Annotated in this window: 17 protein-coding genes; 7 read left to right on the top strand and 10 right to left on the bottom strand. The window is 33.8% G+C overall.

From position 1 onward, the window contains the following. Positions 1-162: 162 nt before the first annotated feature. Positions 163-744 (bottom strand): Crp/Fnr family transcriptional regulator, encoded by a 582-nt coding sequence (locus E0W69_RS07200; protein WP_131329344.1) that lies wholly within the window; start codon positions 742-744, stop codon positions 163-165. 106 nt (positions 745-850) lie between these two features. On the opposite strand from E0W69_RS07200, the gene E0W69_RS07195 reads away from it, so the two are divergent. The 4 genes from E0W69_RS07195 to E0W69_RS07180 all read left to right on the top strand — a co-directional run bounded on the left by E0W69_RS07195 (position 851) and on the right by E0W69_RS07180 (position 5,030). Then, positions 851-1,729: an SDR family oxidoreductase gene (locus E0W69_RS07195; protein ID WP_131329343.1), complete on the top strand. Its 879-nt coding sequence runs from the start codon at positions 851-853 to the stop codon at positions 1,727-1,729. A gap of 289 nt (positions 1,730-2,018) precedes the next feature. After that, positions 2,019-3,164 carry an MFS transporter gene (locus E0W69_RS07190; RefSeq protein ID WP_131329342.1) on the top strand — a complete coding sequence of 382 codons (1,146 nt, stop codon included), beginning with the start codon at positions 2,019-2,021 and terminating at the stop codon, positions 3,162-3,164. Positions 3,165-3,289: 125 nt separating this feature from the next. Continuing rightward, the gene (locus tag E0W69_RS07185; protein WP_131329341.1) at positions 3,290-4,036 is read left to right on the top strand and encodes an SDR family oxidoreductase; all 747 of its coding nucleotides are present in this window, start codon (positions 3,290-3,292) and stop codon (positions 4,034-4,036) included. A 79-nt stretch (positions 4,037-4,115) separates the two neighbouring features. After that, positions 4,116-5,030 carry a helix-turn-helix domain-containing protein gene (locus E0W69_RS07180; RefSeq protein ID WP_131329340.1) on the top strand — a complete coding sequence of 305 codons (915 nt, stop codon included), beginning with the start codon at positions 4,116-4,118 and terminating at the stop codon, positions 5,028-5,030. A gap of 20 nt (positions 5,031-5,050) precedes the next feature. Here the strand turns inward: E0W69_RS07180 and E0W69_RS07175 are convergent, their stop codons facing one another. The 3 genes from E0W69_RS07175 to E0W69_RS07165 all read right to left on the bottom strand — a co-directional run bounded on the left by E0W69_RS07175 (position 5,051) and on the right by E0W69_RS07165 (position 7,976). Beyond that, positions 5,051-6,079, bottom strand: coding sequence for a DUF6268 family outer membrane beta-barrel protein (locus E0W69_RS07175; protein ID WP_131329339.1), 1,029 nt, complete (start codon positions 6,077-6,079; stop codon positions 5,051-5,053). Positions 6,080-6,194: 115 nt separating this feature from the next. Further along, the gene (locus E0W69_RS07170; protein WP_131329338.1) at positions 6,195-6,953 is read right to left on the bottom strand and encodes a LytR/AlgR family response regulator transcription factor; all 759 of its coding nucleotides are present in this window, start codon (positions 6,951-6,953) and stop codon (positions 6,195-6,197) included. Further along, positions 6,954-7,976: a sensor histidine kinase gene (locus tag E0W69_RS07165; RefSeq protein ID WP_191967993.1), complete on the bottom strand. Its 1,023-nt coding sequence runs from the start codon at positions 7,974-7,976 to the stop codon at positions 6,954-6,956. Between the two features lie 291 nt (positions 7,977-8,267). Between E0W69_RS07165 and E0W69_RS07160 the strand changes: the two genes are divergently transcribed. The 3 genes from E0W69_RS07160 to E0W69_RS07150 are packed head-to-tail and all read left to right on the top strand — an operon-like array spanning position 8,268 to position 14,017. After that, positions 8,268-9,419 (top strand): efflux RND transporter periplasmic adaptor subunit, encoded by a 1,152-nt coding sequence (locus E0W69_RS07160; RefSeq protein WP_131329336.1) that lies wholly within the window; start codon positions 8,268-8,270, stop codon positions 9,417-9,419. 3 nt (positions 9,420-9,422) lie between these two features. Next, entirely contained in the window at positions 9,423-12,575 is a 3,153-nt protein-coding gene (locus E0W69_RS07155) for an efflux RND transporter permease subunit (RefSeq protein WP_131329335.1), read from the top strand. A 47-nt stretch (positions 12,576-12,622) separates the two neighbouring features. Continuing rightward, positions 12,623-14,017 (top strand): TolC family protein, encoded by a 1,395-nt coding sequence (locus E0W69_RS07150; protein WP_131329334.1) that lies wholly within the window; start codon positions 12,623-12,625, stop codon positions 14,015-14,017. A 76-nt stretch (positions 14,018-14,093) separates the two neighbouring features. Here E0W69_RS07150 and E0W69_RS07145 read toward each other — a convergent pair whose 3' ends face one another. The 6 genes from E0W69_RS07145 to E0W69_RS07120 all read right to left on the bottom strand — a co-directional run bounded on the left by E0W69_RS07145 (position 14,094) and on the right by E0W69_RS07120 (position 18,354). Beyond that, positions 14,094-14,627, bottom strand: coding sequence for a carboxymuconolactone decarboxylase family protein (locus tag E0W69_RS07145; RefSeq protein ID WP_131329333.1), 534 nt, complete (start codon positions 14,625-14,627; stop codon positions 14,094-14,096). 88 nt (positions 14,628-14,715) lie between these two features. Beyond that, a complete protein-coding gene (locus tag E0W69_RS07140) occupies positions 14,716-15,564 on the bottom strand; it encodes an AraC family transcriptional regulator (protein WP_131329332.1) in 849 nt (282 codons plus the stop codon). 30 nt (positions 15,565-15,594) lie between these two features. Continuing rightward, a complete protein-coding gene (gene msrB, locus E0W69_RS07135) occupies positions 15,595-16,119 on the bottom strand; it encodes a peptide-methionine (R)-S-oxide reductase MsrB (protein WP_131329331.1) in 525 nt (174 codons plus the stop codon). Next, a complete protein-coding gene (msrA, locus tag E0W69_RS07130; protein ID WP_131329330.1) occupies positions 16,120-16,755 on the bottom strand; it encodes a peptide-methionine (S)-S-oxide reductase MsrA in 636 nt (211 codons plus the stop codon). Between the two features lie 79 nt (positions 16,756-16,834). Further along, positions 16,835-17,818 carry an amidohydrolase family protein gene (locus E0W69_RS07125; protein WP_131329329.1) on the bottom strand — a complete coding sequence of 328 codons (984 nt, stop codon included), beginning with the start codon at positions 17,816-17,818 and terminating at the stop codon, positions 16,835-16,837. Positions 17,819-17,919: 101 nt separating this feature from the next. Continuing rightward, a complete protein-coding gene (locus E0W69_RS07120) occupies positions 17,920-18,354 on the bottom strand; it encodes a hypothetical protein (RefSeq protein WP_131329328.1) in 435 nt (144 codons plus the stop codon). Positions 18,355-18,744 lie beyond the last annotated feature (390 nt).

Here is an 18,744-nt window from a genome sequence, read left to right as displayed (position 1 = left end):
TTTTTCGACAATTCTGAAATTTTAAAAATTGTATAAATAATTCTTTTCTACTTTTTAGATGATATATTAATGCAAAATTATTTCTTTTGGATTGGATAATCATTTTAGAAATGATTTATGAATGCGTAAATAATCTTTTAAATTGTCCAGTCTGCACAATTGTTATCTACCTACCAACAGATTTTGCCTTACTCTAGTAAGCGTTTCTCTTGAAATGCCCAAATAGGAAGCAATCATATGCATTGGAATTCGGGGAAATATGTCGGCATATTGTTGTATAAAGTCGATATATTTTTCCTCAGGTGTCGCACTTAGATTTAGTAGTAATCTATTTTGATTAAGTTGAGCTGTACTAGAAATAATACTTTCTGTCAATGCATTGATAATAGGGATTTCTGTTTTTAAAGATTCAAATTTTTCTTTTTCAAATAAAATCAATTCCGAATTTTCAATTGCTTCAATATTATATTTGGATGGAGTTCCTCCGTAAAAGCTTTCCGGATCAGTCGTCCAACTGCCAGCATCGGTAAATTTCATAATGTGTTCCTGACCATTATCCGAAATACTATAGTTACGTAATAAACCATTTTGCACATAAATCTTGGCAGAAAAAATAGCACCTTCCGTTAAGATTTTTTCTTTGCGTCTCAATTTTAGGAATTCGCCCGCTGATTTGAATATTTGTAATTCATTTTCCGAAATCGTCGGCAACAATGCTTTTATATACTGATCGAACACTATCATATACCTAAAATTAGTAAATTAAATTGCTTAACCTTCATTTTTGCGTCAAATGACCTTGTTTTTCGCTTGGCATGCATCGTAATTTTGTATCATTAAAATTAAAATTATGAAAGTATTTATTACAGGAGCATCCGGACATATTGGCTCCGTTATAGTTTCGCAATTAATAAAACAAGGACATCAAGTGATCGGATTGGTACGATCTGAAGCTTCTTTTGAAAAAGTGAAATCTTTGGGCGCAGAACCATTAATGGGTGAATTGACAGATTTGGAAATATTAAAAATAGGTGCGACTGAGGCTGATGGCGTAATCCACACTGCATTCATACATGATTTTAGCAAATTTCAGGAAAATGCACAGATTGACAAAGCTGCCATCGAAGCGATGGGAAGCGTACTAGAAGGCACAGATAAACCTATCGTGATTACAAGTGGTATTTTGGGTATTGCAAAAAAAGGTGAATTTGTAACGGAGTCAGATGCTTGTGATCCAGCCTCTCCTCGTTTTTCAGAAAAAACAGCATTGGAATTAGCTGCAAAAGGTATTAAAGCGTCTATCATTCGTTTGCCTCCGAGCGTACACGACAAGGGCGACAAAGGTTTTGTGCCATTTATTATTCATCAATCTATCCAAAACGGCAAAGCGGCTTATCCGAATGAAGGAACCAATCGTTGGCCCGCGGTTAATCGTCAAGACGCGGCTAATTTGTTTATTTTGGCATTGGAAAAAGGCGCTGTAAGAGCTATTTATCATGCGATTGGCGATGAAGGTATTCCCTTGAAAGAAATTGCCAAAGTTATCTCCGATGAAAAAAAACTTCCTCTAGCTTCTGTTACTGGCGATGCATTATCACAACATTTTCAATGGATGGCAATGTTTATCCAATTTGATAGTCCTGCAAAAGCCGATATTACAAAAGCTGAATTAGGCTGGACTCCCACACATATAGGACTGTTGGAAGATATGCGAGAACATTATTTCTAAATAAAATCCTCAAAAAAGCGACTAATCTTGGTCGCTTTTTATTTCCTCATTTATTAAAGAATAGAAATGTGCATATGCTTTTTTAATGGCAGTATATTACTTTTATAATGGATGCTAAAATTTAAATTATTTTTATCTTATCTATTTATTATAGAACTTTGCCAAGTTGATAATATAGATAATAGCACTTTTTTTTAGTTAGTTGCTCTCGTTAACTGTCGATTAATTTGAATAATAAATTTAAAAAATCATAGCAAGAAGTCGTTGGACTTCTTTTGTAGTTTATAGTATGGATAAAAGATTATTACCTCTTGCTCTTGGCGGATTAGCCATAGGGACGACTGAATTTGGTATTATGGGTTTATTGACTGATATTAGTCAATCTCTTTCTGTTTCTATTCCGAAAGCTGGACATTTTATATCAGCATATGCATTAGGTGTGGTAATTGGTGCTCCATTGTTGATCGGTACTACCAAGAAATTCCCCCCTAAAAAGGTTCTAATGTTTTTAATGGCTATATATGCTGTATTCAACAGTTTTTCCATTTTTGCCAACAGTTATACTTTTATGCTAACATCCAGATTTTTATCTGGCTTACCTCATGGCGCATTTTTCGGCGTAGGAACAGTGGTGGCAGTAGCTATGGCAAAAGAAGGAAAAGCCGCTAGAAATATATCTTTTATGTTTTCAGGATTGACTATTGCCAATCTAGCAATGGTGCCACTTATGACCTATATAGGGCATCAATTTAGTTGGCGATATTATTTTGCCATTTTGACTTTCATGAGTCTGCTCACCATCTTATTGGTACAATTATTATTGCCAGACATTCAAGATGAAAACTCAAAGTCAGCAGAAAAACAACCCAATATTTTAGTGGAAAAAAATGTATGGATTGTTTTATTGGTTACGTCTATTGGCTTTGGTGGTCTATTTGCTTGGTTGAGTTATATTGATCCTTTAATGACTATTGTCTCTGGGTTTAAAGTTACCTATATGCCTTATGTGATGATTGTGATCGGCTTTGGAATGGTGGTCGGAAATATAGTTGGTGGTAGAATGGCAGACAAAATTGGACCGAAAACATCTACATTAATTTTGTTAGCTGTTATGTGTGTCAATTTGTTATTGACCTTTCAATTTTCTGGAAATAGCAATATATCCATACTCCTTTGTTTTTTGAGTGGTACATTTTCCATGGCTTTAATTTCACCTATTAATATTATGATTTTACACGCAGCTCCTAAATCTCAAATGATGGCAACTGCACTGATCCAAGCTGCCTTTAATATAGCGAATGCATTAGGTGCGTATTTAGGTAGTTTGCCACTAGAAAATCATCGTCCCTATAATTATCCTTCTTTGATTGGTGCCGCAATGTCAATAGGAGGATTGCTGTTTTGTTTGTTTTACAAGAGCAAAAAATTAGTTTAGATTTCTCTTACTCAACCAAATTGTATTTTAATCTACTTATCGTGGATATGGAAATGCATTCCATTGATACGGCAAAATGAAAGGTTATAAATCCACTGAACTTTGTCTTTTAAAATAATTATCAAATGGAATTAAAAGACAAAGTCGCCTTAATTACAGGTGCTTCAAGTGGAATCGGAAAAGGTGTAGCTGAAATATTAGCACAAAAAGGCGTAAAAGTTGTCCTTGCTGCACGTAGCGAATCTAAACTTCATCAAATCGTAGATGATTTAACGACACAAGGCTTTACGGCATTGGCTTGTCCAATGGATGTTGCAGATAAGAAAAGTGTTCAAAATGCAATCGAAAAAATCAAAAATCATTTTGGAAAAATAGATATCCTAATTAACAATGCTGGAATAATGCCTGCTGCGGATATTGACACATTTAAAATAAACGAATGGGATCAAATGGTGGACATCAATATCAAAGGAGTATTGAATGTAACTGCAGCAGTTTTACCAGAATTGATTCAACAAAGGAATGGACATATCATCAATCTTTCTTCAATAGCAGGAAGAAAATTGTTCAAAGGTTTAGCCGTGTATTGTGGTACTAAATATTTTGTAGCCGCTTTTTCTGATATTATGCGTATGGAAATTGGCAAAAAATATAATATTCGAGTGACAAGCATTCAACCTGGAGCGGTAGCAACAAATCTATATGATCAGATTACGGATACAAACTATAAAAAGGGTATGGAATCCTTACAAAATCAAATGACTTTTTTAACACCAAATGATATTGCCAATAGTATGATTTATGCATTAGAGTCTCCAGATTATGTGGACGTTTCTGAAATATTCATTTTGCCAACAGATCAAGAATGGTAATTTTTATAAGGTATCGGAAATAAGTCAACAACTTATTTCCGATATTTTAAAGTTTAAATTTGTATACAGAATAAAAACTATGAAAGTAGAACTTACACTTAACTCGATATATGATTTTCACAAATTTGCACATTTACCCGAACCAGAGCATCCTTTGGTGAGCTTGATTGATTATAGTTTAGTGCAATACCCTCCAGAATATACCGATATTAAATGGGTTCAAAACTTTTATTCTATTGGATTAAAACGTAATGTTAGTAAGAAATTCAACTATGGGCGACAACCATATGATTTTCAAGAGGGCGTTCTAGCTTTGGTCGCTCCCCAACAAGTCATTCGTATAGAAATTGATCCCAATGCAGAAGCTGAACCTTCGGGTTGGTTGTTGCTCGTTCATCCAGATTTTATATGGGGAACTGGATTAGCTCAAAAGTTGAACACATATGATTTCTTTGGATATGCTGTAAATGAAGCACTTTTTTTATCCAAAAAAGAAGAACTCATGTTGATCGATATTTTTAAGAATATTCAAAAAGAATATCAGTCGAATTTGGATAAATTTACCCAAAACATTATTCTCTCGCAAATAGAGCTTTTATGTAATTATACAGAGCGATTTTACGAACGACAATTTATTACTAGAAAAAAGGTAAATCACGAAATTTTATCTAAGTTAGACCAATTATTAAATGAAAAGATCAAAGAACAAAATCTATTAAACAACGGGATTCCGTCTGTAACAGATATTGCAGAAGAAATGCATCTGACGCCCAACTATTTAACAAGTTTATTAAAAGTTTTTATAGGTCAAACAACACAACAATATATTCAAAATAAACTAATTGACAAAGCCAAAGAAAAGCTATCTACTACACATCTTACGATCAGTGAAATAGCATATGAATTAGGTTTTGAACATCCAGCATCATTTACAAAACTATTCAAATCTAAAACGAATTTGAGCCCTTTGGAATTTAGAAATTTGTTCAATTGATATATTAGCTAACTATATTTTTACAAATTCAAACCATTCCAGAACGGTAACATTGAAAATCCAATCTGCACATACGGAACTACATGCAAATTATTTTTAATTAAATAATCATTTGGTTTAGAATAGTTTTCGAAAATTCTCGATTTCAATGGTGAATTGATGCCACTACTTAGGCTCAAAATAGCTTTTTTACCCAATCTGTATTCTGCTAAAAATCCTGATTTTACTTCTAGATAAGAATAAACAAATTTTTGTCTGTTATCCGTGGTTAGGTTAGCTTGGTCGAAAAAGGAATTGTAACCAATCATATCGTTAGAAAATGCTAAAGAGAATTTTTGGGAAAATTGTCTGCGAATAGACAATCTATATGGCAAGTCGAGCATGAAATCTAAATTGGCATCGGTGAATTTATGATAGTAACTAAATGTCGGTAAAAATGGAGATGGACTAGAGGGGTCATATAAAAATGCTGCACCTACAGACATCTGTGTCGTTGCCGTTCTTTTCAACGTAAGACTCGCTATTGCCATAGCAGTAAGTTGAGCCTTATCGAAACTAGCTGTGAATAATCCACTAGTCATACCAATAATAGTTAAATCTTTTCCAAATAATTTTTGCTGCGTTGCATAGGTAAGTCCAGCAGTAAGCATTTGCATGGATTTGGTAGTGTTTTCCACTGAACCATTAGGCATATTTGTTCCGATATGAAAAATCTGGTTGACGAATCCATAACTCGAAATTAATGTACTTTTTCCACGTTGCAATATGGGCATATTCATATTTATAAGTGTACGTTCGATACGAAATGTGCCACTAGAAGCTTCTGTGCCATCTTTATATTTAGAAGTGATATCGCTCGTCCCTTGTTCCTCATGAGCTATGTAAAATTGTCGTAATCGAGGATTTAATATTGCAGCATTTTCTATAATCCTCGCACGTATTGTTGCCATTGTTGCAGAATCTGGTTGGGAGAGTTTACTTGTATCTTTTTGTGCCAATGTATGATTCAAAATAAGAAAACAGAGAACTGCCAGAGAGAGATGTCGCATATCGGAAATAAAATTTGATCAAAAATAACTATGCACTTATTGTAGGAAAAGTAGTTTCTATGTGAAACGTACAATTCTAAATGCCAAACGATCAAATTTCTATCCGAATGATCAGTTACAAATCACCAGATAGCCATTTTAAAAATTGAGGCGATTTCTCCCGGCTTATTAATATATCGGCAGCATGCGGTATGTTGATGCTGATGGATAATTTTCTAGAAAGTATATTGGATGCGTGTTTCACGACATTTCTATGAATCAAATATTGTCTATTTACCCGAAAAAAAGCATCGCCCGCCATTTGTTCCAATTCATCCAACGTCTTACTCGGATGATATGTTTCACTATCAAATGTAACGGCATTTACAATATTATTTTCCAAATAAAAAAGAGCAAATTGTTCAAACTTTATCGGAATGATTTTATCTCTGAGTCGTATCAATAGTGAAGCCGGCTTTGGTGCGGAATATTTGAAAATTTCCGACAAGGCTTCATATTGCTGCTGGATATTTTCGGTTTGATTGCCTTTGAGTTGTTTAAATTTATCAATAGCGAGCCGCACTTCCTTATCGGTGAAAGGTTTGAGTATATAGTCTATTCCATTGGCCTTAAAAGCTGTCAATGCGTATTCATCATAAGCCGTACAGAAAATTACAGGAATCTGCAAGGGTCCTAATATTTCAAAACTTAAACCATCCCCCAAACGGATATCACTAAATATCAAATCAACCTCAACATGCTTTTTAAAATAAAAGATACCCTCTTCTATAGATTTTATTATTTTTACCACTACTAAGCTGTTATCAATAGATTCTATAGTCGCTTGCAAGTCTGCAGCAGTAAGTCTTTCGTCTTCTATAATGATAATATTCATTTATCCCAATAATTTTAATCGCACGTCAAATCTACCATCGTTTGTGATAATTTGGATCGGTGCCTCGTTTAACAATTTATAGCGTTCCGAGAGATTAGATAATCCGTTGCCAGTAGATTCAGATACTTGTCTTCGTTCTTTTAAGTTATTTCGCACAACGATGTAATCTTCATCTTCAAATATTTCTATTTTAAGTGGCTTTTCTTCTGTAAAATCATTGTGTTTGAATGCATTTTCAATTAAAGGCTGTAAGGAAAAATAAGGTAAATGTTTTGTCTTCGCAGTTTTTTCAGATATATGCACTTTATAGTTCATAGCAGCGCCAAATCGAATTTCCTGCATTTTTATATAGTGATTACAAAATATTAGCTCATCTTCCAATAATACCGTATGTGCAGCTTTGTGCAATAAGGATTCTCTTAAAAAACTGGCTAGATGCACTAGATATTCCTCACCCTGCCCAACATTATATTTGTATAAGGACTTCAGTGTAGCTAAGGCATTAAATAGAAAATGAGGTTGTAGTTGTTGGCGTAATAAAAGATTTGAGGCATCTGCTAAATTTGCTTTTAGAGATAGGTTTTCAATCTCTTTTCGAGATTCATTATACTGGGAAATTACCAATCTTTGGATTAATAAAATTACAACATCCGAACAAAAAACGGATAAGGCAACTATGGAAAATTTAGTTACTTTATCAATTTCAGAATTATGTATAACGTAGTGGGCCAAAAATCTAGAAACATACCACGAGGTCATCCAGGATAGCAGAGTTCCAATATAACTAATTAACAAAAATAATAGTTTGCCAATTTTAGAAGTATTAAATTTATTAGTTTGTTGAAATAAAAAAATGTTTACCCAGTTTGTCAGTAAAAAAAAAATAAATGCACCAACGAATCGATAAATTATGATTCCTTGAAACTTTCCAGAAGCCCAAAAAAAGAATACCATCATGAGCGAAATAGCAAATGATAATGTAAAACTTAATCTGATTAATTTGGCTTTTGGAAATTGGTTCATATTTAACAAAAATACAACTTCAATGATATTGAGCAACTTACTCCAATATGAAACGGACGACTTAAGCATCTAAACGTTCAATGTCTCGTTTTAATAGAATGTTTTATATAAAAAACAAAATTTCTTCAAATTTCTATGCAAACTTTGTTTCGATCGCGTAATGAAATCACATATATTGACCGAAAAAAATAAATGTTTAATCGAAATAAAATAAAGTTCCTATTTAAAAAATGTAATTTTAAATTAGATTGTTTACTATATCTTAATAGCAATTAACTTACAAGCTCCTATATGCATAGAATATATTTTCTCATTTTAATGATCGCTTTTACAGCCTGTAAAAGCAAAATGACCGAGACCAAAACAAAGGCAATTCAAAGTTATCAGGTATTGGAATTAAAACCGAAGGAAGTAACCGTATATAGAGATTTTCCAACAACTATACAAGGTCAAAATGTCGTTGAAATTCGTCCAATGGTATCTGGATATTTAGAAGAAATCTATGTACCAGAAGGTGCGACCGTTACAAAAGGCCAATTATTATTTAGGATCAAAAATCCGCAATACGAACAAGATATAAAAACAGCTAAAGCGGCAGTTAAAATTGCAGTTGCAAATGTGAATACTGCAAGAATGAATGTTGAAAAGGTTAGGCCGTTGGTGGAGCAAGATATTGTGAGTAAATATGAACTTGAAGCTGCTCAATATACCTTACAATCTCAACAAGCCGCATTGGCTCAAGCCAATGCAACCTTGGCAAATGCACAGACAAATCAAGGATATACTTATTTAAGAAGTCCACAAAATGGAGTGATCGGATTAATTCCTTATAAAATTGGTGCGTTGGTAAGTAGTACAACTACCAACCCTCTTACTACATTATCCAATACGTCAAGCGTGTATGCTTATTTCTCCTTTAGTGAGCGACAATTATTAGGTTTTATGGCTCATGTAGCAGGAAATACCATGACCGAAAAATTAAGTCATATACCACCCGTAACACTTGTGTTGGCAAATGGGACTATTTATCCTGTGAAAGGAAAATTAGAAACGGCTAGCGGAGGTATTCAAAGTACAACAGGAACGGCAACATTAAAAGCCACTTTCAGTAATTCGATGGGAATTATTCAAAATGGATCAAGTGCAACAGTGCGTATTCCTCGAGATATGGACAGTGCATTATTAGTGCCAGCTGTAGCCATTTATCAATTGCAAGACAAATCATTTGTATATAAAATCATTCCTGGGAATAAAGTAATAAGTGTCGCTGTAAATACATCAACTACAGATGATGGCGATTTTCTTGTAATTACAAAAGGTGTAAAAAGTGGGGAAAAAGTATTATTAAATGGTTTAAATATCAGTGATAGTACTGTTATAAAACCGATGCGTATCAATACGGATAGTCTTTATAATACCATGCAAACTAATTCTAATCCTTAAGCCATGTTAAAACTTTTCATTAGAAGACCCGTACTAAGTACAGTTATTTCGGTGATTATAATCGTATTAGGTATTATGGGGATTAGTAGTTTGCCTGTAGCGCAATATCCAGATATAGCACCACCCACGATTCAAGTTTCCGCATCTTATCCAGGGGCGAATACTACCACCTTAATAAATAGTGTTGTTTTTCCTTTGGAACAACAAATCAATGGCGTGGAAGGGATGTCTTATATGACCTCTTCGTCTAGTAATACAGGAACTGCAACTATTAGTATTTTCTTTTCAGTAGGTGTCGATCCAGATCAAGCGGCTGTGGATGTACAGAATCGTATTAGTACCGTTCTGTCCAAATTGCCAGCTGCCGTAACTCAAGCGGGTGTTACTGTACGTAAACAACAAAATAGTAATGTGCTCATTGTCGGACTCTATAGTAATAGCCCACAATTTGATCAAAAATTTCTTCAAAATTATGCAGCGATCAATTTAGTACCTCAATTACAAAGAGCCAATGGAGTAGGAGGAGCCAATGTGTTTGGAGGTGCTATGACCTATTCTATGCGTATATGGTTAGAACCGGATAAAATGGCAGATTATGGCTTAAATCCTTCGGACGTCACAACCGCTTTAAATAATCAAAATTTTAACGCCGCTCCTGGGAAAGTTGGTGACAATGGAAATCAAGCATTTCAATATGATTTAACCTATTCTGGAACTTTGGTGTCTATAGATCAATTTAAAAATATAATAGTAAAAGCTATTGGTGATGGGCAATATTTATATTTAAAAGATGTCGCAAGAGTTGAACTAGGTACCCAGACTTACACTGCTTCAACTTTTATTAATGGTAGGCCTGGTGTTTCCATTGCTATCAGTCAGACTCCTGGATCAAATGCACAAGATGTTATTTTGGGGGCTCAAAAAGTAATGGCAGATGCGGCAAAGAGCTTTCCGTCTGGTATTCAATCGGTAGAATTAGTAAATATTAATAATTTTTTAAGTGAGAGTATTGACAAGGTATTACACACTTTAATAGAGTGTTTCTTACTTGTATTTTTAGTGATTTTAATCTTTTTACAGGACGTTCGTTCTACGATTATTCATGGTATTTCTGTACCTGTTTCTATTATTGGTACTTTTTTCTTTTTATATATATTTGGTTATAGTTTAAATCTACTCACTTTGTTTGCACTGGTTTTGGCAATCGGAATTGTAGTAGATGATGCAGTGGTAGTGGTGGAAGCTGTGCATAGTAAATTGGAAAATGGATATACTTCACCGAGAAAAGCAGCAATTGATGCAATGGGAGAAATCGCGCCTGCCATTGTTTCTATTACATTGGTAATGGCTTCAGTCTTTTTACCTGTAACTTTTATGAGTGGTTCGGCTGGTGTATTTTATAAGCAATTTGGTATTACGTTGGCATTTGCAATCATGATTTCTGCACTTAATGCATTAACACTAAGCCCCGCATTGGCAGCGATGTTTTTGAAACCACCAGTTCATGTGAAAGATGGGGAAAAAAAGACTGTTTTGCAAAAAATAAAGTCAGGATTTAATAATGGCTATGATAAAGTTGTAAATAAATATTCCAATGCGGTTAGTTCCATCGCGAAAAGGAAATGGTTGACCATTCTTATTGTTTTGATTTTTGGTGGCTTTTTTTACATTATAATTAAGAGTATGCCCTCAAGCTTTGTTCCTTCGGAAGATATGGGAACTGTCTTTGTGAATGTAACATTGCCTGCCGCGGCTACGAAAGAACGTGTCCAAGTCGTCAATCACGAAATTGACAGTATTAGTCGTACTATTCCCGAAATCCAAGCAACAATGACAACACTTGGTCAAAACCAATTAGGCGGTAGTGGGAGTTCTTATGGTATGTTGATTTTGAGATTGACGAATTGGAGCAAGCGTCCTGGTGTTACAGATAGAATGATCATAAAAGAATTGACTGAAAAGACGAAACACATTCCCGGAGTTGCTATTAATTTTATGCAACAACCTACAATAAGTGGTTTCGGAACAAGTGGTGGTTTTACTTTTCAACTAGAAGATAGAGGGGGGCATAGTATTCAAGAATTTTATGCAGTGTCTCAGAAATTTTTAAATACTTTAAATACTCGTTCAGAAATTCAATATGCCGCAACTGCATTTAATCCAAACTTTCCACAATATCGTGTAGATGTAAATGTACCCAAATGTGAAGACAATGGAATTGCCCCTATCAATATACTTAATTTGATCAATGTCTATTATGGAAGTTCGTATGTAAGTAATTTTACAGAATTTGGTCAGCAATATGAAATTATCCTACAAGCAGATACCATTTATCGTGGAAATATAAGTCAATTAAGTAATATTAAAATTAGAAATAGTAGCGGCACCATGACACCCATTTCAGAGTATATTACGATGAAAAAAGTCTATGGACCATCAACTATGGCAAGGTTTAATATGTATAATGCTATTTCTGTAAGCGGATCTCCTGCAGATGGCTATAGTACGGGACAAGCGATGCAAGCCATTAATGATGTCGCCGTATCTGACTTACCTCCGGGTTATAGTTTTGAATATAGTGGTATTAGTAAAGAAGAACAAAGTACTGGCGCTCAAGCTATTATTATATTTTCTTTGAGTTTGTGTTTTGTATATCTATTATTGAGCGCACTTTATGAAAGCTATGTTCTTCCTTTCGCCGTATTATTTTCCTTACCAATCGGGCTTTTTGGCATATTTGTATTTGCTAAAATGTTTGACATTGATGATAATATATACGTCCAGATTTGTATGATTATGTTGATTGGGTTATTGGCTAAAAATGCCATTTTAATGGTAGAATTTTCTTTGGAAAAGCGAAAAGAAGGAATGGGATTATTGGAGAGTGCCATTGCTGGTGCAAAGATTAGGATTCGTCCTATTTTAATGACCTCATTAGCTTTTATATTTGGTTTGCTGCCGTTGGTATTCTCTAGTGGTGTAGGTGCTAATGGTAATAAATCAATAGGTATTGGTTCTATTGGAGGTATGCTGTTTGGAACATTTTTAGGCGTTTTTGTGATTCCTGGATTATATGTAATATTCCAAGGTTTGCAAGAAAAAATGGGCGTTAATAAATACGATGAAAATGATGAATTAATTCTGGATGAAAAATAATAAAGTGAACCGTAATTTGGTGTGTGAAATTTTAAATCAGTAACAGAATGAGATTTTGGTATAATAAATATTTATCTTTAATAATTGTAGCTATAGTGATGGCGACTATAATTGGTTGTAAAGTTAACAAGCCCTATGTCAATCGTGAACGGATACCAGATAGTTTATTTAGAAATCCTATTGGAGATAGTGTTAATATGGCATCACTTTCATGGAAAGAAATTTTTCAAGATACTATTCTACAGAATTTAATTTCCGAAGGAATTCAAAGTAATTTAGATTTAAAAACTGCTATTGTAAATATAAAATCGGCAGAAGCTAATTTTGATCAAAGTAAATTGGCATTTATACCAACTGCTACAATTGATGCTTCTGCTGGAGCTTATCATAAACTAACCAATGCAAATACGCAAGGTAGCGCCACTCGAATCTATCAATTGTATGGTTTAACCTCTTGGCAAGTAGATATTTGGGGGAAATTGAGCAGTACAAAAAAGTCAATGTTAGCAACATTGTTAGCAAGTGATGCTAATCGTCAAGCAGTACAGACACAAATTGTTGCAGATATCGCAGCGGCATATTTTCAATTAATGGCATATGATGCTCAATTAAATATAGCTCAACAGTCATTAACGCGCTATGCATTAGATACAACTACTATGCGCAAATTAAAAGATGCAGACGTAGTTACTGGTGCAGCGGTGGTGCAAAGTGCTGCCAATTATTATTCTGTTTTAGCAACAGTTCCTGATATAAAAAATAATATTCGACAATCCGAAAATACGATTTCTTTATTGTTAGGTCGATCTCCAGGTCCAATAGCAAGAGATTCTCTGTTTAATGAACCTATTTATGAAACATTAAAAATAGGAGTGCCTACTCAACTACTTGCAAATAGACCAGATGTAAAACAAGCAGAATACCAGTTGAGAAGCTATTTTGAATTGACAAATGTGGCTCGTGCTTATTTCTATCCCGCATTAACAATAACTGGCGAGGCTGGTTTTTATGGAACTAAATTGAATAATTTTTTTAGTACTACATCCTTTTTCTCCAATTTAGTTGCAGGCTTAACTCAACCTATTTTCAATAATGGACTAAACAAACAAAGACTTAAAATTGCGGAAGCAAATTATGAAGCTGCCAAGTACAATTATCAAAAAGTACTATTAACTGCTGGAGAAGAAGTATCCAATGCATTGTATCAATTCAATATGGTGGAAGAAAAAAAACCATCTCGTACAGCACAAATTGCCAATTTACAAAAGGCTGTACATTTTACCAAAGAACTATTAAAATATACAAGCACAACTAACTTCACAGATGTACTTACTTCTGAGCAAAATCTTTTGACGGCTCAACATAGCTCTATTACAGATAAATTACAGCAGTTACAAGCTGTAGTGAATTTGTATGCAGCATTAGGAGGAGGAACAAAATAGAGTTTCTATACTATAAATATAGGCAAACGAATAAATTTAAATTTATTCGTTTGCCTATATTTATTAAATCTCTAATTTAAATTTCTGGTGCTAAAGGCCAATCAACTGGAATGTTTGTAATTGCATATAAATAGTTAGTGATAATTTTATCTCCGATTAATACGACCACGTCTACCAAATTTCCTTCGTTGTAACCCGCTTCAAAAAAGGCATCTACAATTTCTGGTGTAGCATGTCCTTTATTTTCCACAGAACTTTTTACTAATTGAGATAAAGCATTAAATTTTGTATCAAAAGTGATATCTGCTTTGCGGATTTCGATGATTTGTTCGTCCGTAAAACCTTGCATTTTAGCAATTTGTGTGTGTGCGCTTAGACAATAAACACATTGATTATATTGACTTACAACGAGATTAACGATTTCTTTTTCTTTTCCGCTTAAGGATGTTTTACCAGATTGTAAAGTTAAATAATTGGCCAAGGCATTATCAGAATTAGCAAATGTTGCATATAAATTAGGAACAAATCCTACCATTTTTTTCAAATTGTCAAATAAGTGTTGATTTTGTTCAGTTACTTGGTCTCTTGCTGGGACATTTATTGTTTTCATTTTCTATAATTTTATACTGCAAAGTTGGTACAGATTAGACGATTGAACAATAAGAAAACTTCCCGAAGTGTTGCAAATATTTCCCTAATTAGGCATGTTGATGTTGTTTGAATTCAGAAGGTGCCATTCCCGTTTGATTTTTGAAATAATTACTGAAATGCGCGACCTCTTCAAATCCTAATTCGTACGCGATTTCTTTAGCGGAAGATTCTGTGTACATCAATAATCTTTTCGCCTCTAATATAATACGCTGTTGTATCACCGCTAATGGAGATTGATGATGATATAAAGCAAAATAATTGGATAATGTTTTGGGCGATTTATGCAAGTGATCGGCGTAAAATTGTACGGAATGTTGCTCTTTAAAATGATTTTCCACCAAAATATTATAGTCGCGAATGACATCAAATTTATCTTCGGAAATCTCTTTGTGATCGACAAATTCAAGTTTGGCTTGCCTTGTAACTAAGATAATTAAGCGTTTCAAAAGCATTTGTAACATTTCCATTTGAATATTATCTTTCGTTTCTATTTCTTCTAAAAACACATCCAAAAGCAATTGAAATTTGCGTTGCAAATTTTCCGTTAAATGTAAAAATATCGGACTCTCCAAACCATAAAAAATAAATCCTACGCAACTCACTTCTTTGTCGTGATCTACAATGCAATAAAAATCCCGATTAAATTGCCAAGCAACTATATTTTTAGGATTTGTAAAAGTAAAACTTTGATTGACCATTAATGGCAATACGCTCTTTGAAGGAAAATTATAGTTTATTCCATCAATTTTTATTTGTTGGTTTTCTCCCGTGTTCCAAGCAATTGTCAATAATTTGTTGGGACGATCTTTTCCAAAGAAAAAGCGATCGAAATGAGGATCATTTTTCCATAAAATCAAATGTCCGTTGGTATTACTATCTGAATAAGTGAATTGCATGGGCGAATGTAAGCATTGAAAAAGAATAAACTATAATTTTGTATCTGGCACGAAATCCAAACAAATAGAATTCATACAATAACGGTTGTGACTAGGAGCGGGGCCATCATCAAAAATATGTCCCAAATGCGAATGACAACGCGCACATTCAACCTCAGTGCGGTCCATTCCATAGGAATGATCTTCCAAATAAATTACACTATTTTTCCGTACGGGTTCAAAAAAACTCGGCCAGCCGCAAGTACTTGCAAATTTTGCATCAGATCGAAATAATTGATTGCCACAAACGGCGCAATAGTAAGTGCCTTTTGCCTCACTATCCCAATATTTGCCAGTGAAAGCACGCTCTGTACCTTTTTCGCGTGCGACTTCATATAATTCGGAGGACAATATTTTTTTCCATTCTGCATTAGAAACATTCAATATCGTCGTATCGGTTCTGGAGTAATAAGGATTGTTATTCATTGATCGTTCATTATTTTTTTGCGCGTTAGAATTGCAAGAAAATAGACTCGCAATAACTAGTACCAAACTAAGTCGAACTATATTTTTCATCTATTTCAATTTATCTTTAAATACTTTTCTAAATTTCGCTAATTCTGGTTGAATCACCAATTGACAATAAGGTTGATTTTTATTATTGGTGTAATAATCTTGATGATAGTCTTCCGCTTTATAGAAAATTTTATACGGCGCAATCTGCGTCACAATAGGATTGGGATATACTTTTTCTTGATTTAATTTTTGAATATAGTATTTCGCTAATTTTTCCTGATCGGCATTATGGTAAAATATTTCTGAGCGATATTGCGTGCCTTCATCATTACCTTGTCGATTGAGTTGCGTAGGATCATGTACGACAAAAAAGGCTTCTAATAATTCATCAAAAGTGACCACTTTAGGATTGTAGATAATATTGCAAGCCTCTGCATGGCCCGTCGTTCCCGTGCACACTTCCTCATAACTTGGATTAGGGACAGTGCCACCCGTAAAACCAGACGTGACGGAAACTACGCCTTTCAACTCTTTAAATTGTGCTTCTACACACCAAAAACAACCTGCCGCAAAAGTTGCAGTGTCGAGATTTTGATGTTCTTCATTTACTACTTTTTTCTCTTTATGATCTGTCCTAGCACAGCCTATTACAGGCATTACGAAAAACAGAAGTACATAACTTATGTATCTTATCATTTTCACTGAATTAAAATTGAGACATGTAATTTACATATTATTTAATTCAAATGAATAGAACAGATTGTTAATTATTGGCCTACAATCCTAAAAGCTTTTCTGCATTCAGAAAAGCTAATTTTTCTAAATCATCTTTTGGTAGTTGTAAACTATGGAAAAAATCCATCCCAATTTTATTATCACTAAAAGGATAGTCAATAGAAAAAATGATATGGTCAATACCGATAGTATCTAAGGCTAATTGTAATGGTGGCATGGAAAAAAATCCACTTGTCGTAATATATAGTTGTTCTGAAAAAGTTTCTTTTAGCGTACGCTTATTTTCGCCACCAAAACCAGGCGTAAAACCACGATTAGAACGCTCCCACATAAAAGGCAACATTTCACCCATGTGACCAACTACTATATTCAATTTGGGATATTTATCGAAAATACCTGCATATAGTAACCGCAACACATGGATTGCCGTTTCCGTATGCCAGCCCCAGCCCCAACAGGCAATTGTTTCAGCAATACCTTTCAGTTCTCCCACGTTACTATAATATGCATCCAAGACTGACTGAGGAGGGATGCCCGGATGTATATAAATAGGTACATTTAAACGCTCTGCCATAGCCAATAACGGTGCAAAATGTGGTGTATCTAAAAATAAATCATTGGTTGTGCCACGTAACATGACGCCTTTAAATCCATATTTTGTAACCGTTCGTTCCAACTCAATAGCTGCTGCTTGTGGATCAACCAATGGTAAATGAGCAAAGGCCGCAAATCTGGTTGGGTAGTCTTTGATTTTTTCTGCTAATAAATCATTATATTTTTGAGCATAGAAAATTGCTTGTACTGGATTTTTAATCAATTGAATATCCATATTTTCTACCGATAAAACTTGCATAGAAATGCCCGAATCATCCATTGATTTTAGTCGTGCATCCACAATATCTTCTAGTTTCGCTTGATGCATTGTTGCGGCGCTAGAAGTTTGTTTATTTTTCAGATATTCTAGTGGAATATATTGTTGCATTTCTTCAAATGCCACATGCTCTTCTATAGTGATTACTTTCATAAAAATAAAAAATTTAGACGAAAGTATAAATTGTAATGAGAACGATCAAAGTATTATCATAATAGAAGCCTCAACTGCGGCTTCTATTATGATAAGAAAATTTAAAACTTACTGATTCTTCCTTTAGGAGTAATTTTTAAAATCAAGGAACGATCTCCGTCTGTTACTTTTGCATAATACACCATTTCTTTGTCTAAACCATTTTCTTCGAATAAATCTGTCATACCCCATCCTGGGTATTGTTTATCAAGATTGTTTAGTACCACCATTGGAAGCTCATTTCTATTTTTCAATGCACGAGTTGTTGATACCATATTTCCTTGTGCATCATAATAAGCTTTCATTAAATAGCCATCTTTAGTAAACGTGGCGATATCAAAATTATCATGATAATGCCACACTATTTTTGATGCATTACTATGAACAAAAACATTGATAGAGTCATCTTTATCATCTTTCGTTTTGTTTGATGAATTTGCAGATACTTGCAAAGAAATAGCAATAAATGCTGCTGCGATAATTAGTAATTTTTTCATGATTATATTTTTATTTTTTTTAAATTTATTACACAAATATAGAACTATGCATTACATAGTAGTATGTTTACTACTTTAATGGTATTTATCCATGATGAATGGTAAATTCGCTATTTGATATTTATTTTATTTAGGAAAAAGGCGCGTCGTTTTTCTAATTACAATTAAGACGCAGAGAGGAGAAAAAAGTTACGGAATGATCTAAATTGCAGATTAATGTTCTGATCTAAAAATAAGAAATTTGTTAAAATAGAAATAATTAAAAAATATAATATATTGATTATTAGTAAATTATAAATTAAATAAGTTTAACAGTTATATACTAAAAATTCCTAAACTTGCAATTGGATTACAGTGTCATGAATAAGTATTATTATTAAATAATAAAAA

Source organism: Rhizosphaericola mali (assembly GCF_004337365.2).
Lineage (GTDB): Bacteria > Bacteroidota > Bacteroidia > Chitinophagales > Chitinophagaceae > Rhizosphaericola > Rhizosphaericola mali.
Note: the sequence above shows the minus strand (reverse complement) of the source record. Positions and strands in the feature narration are given on the sequence as shown.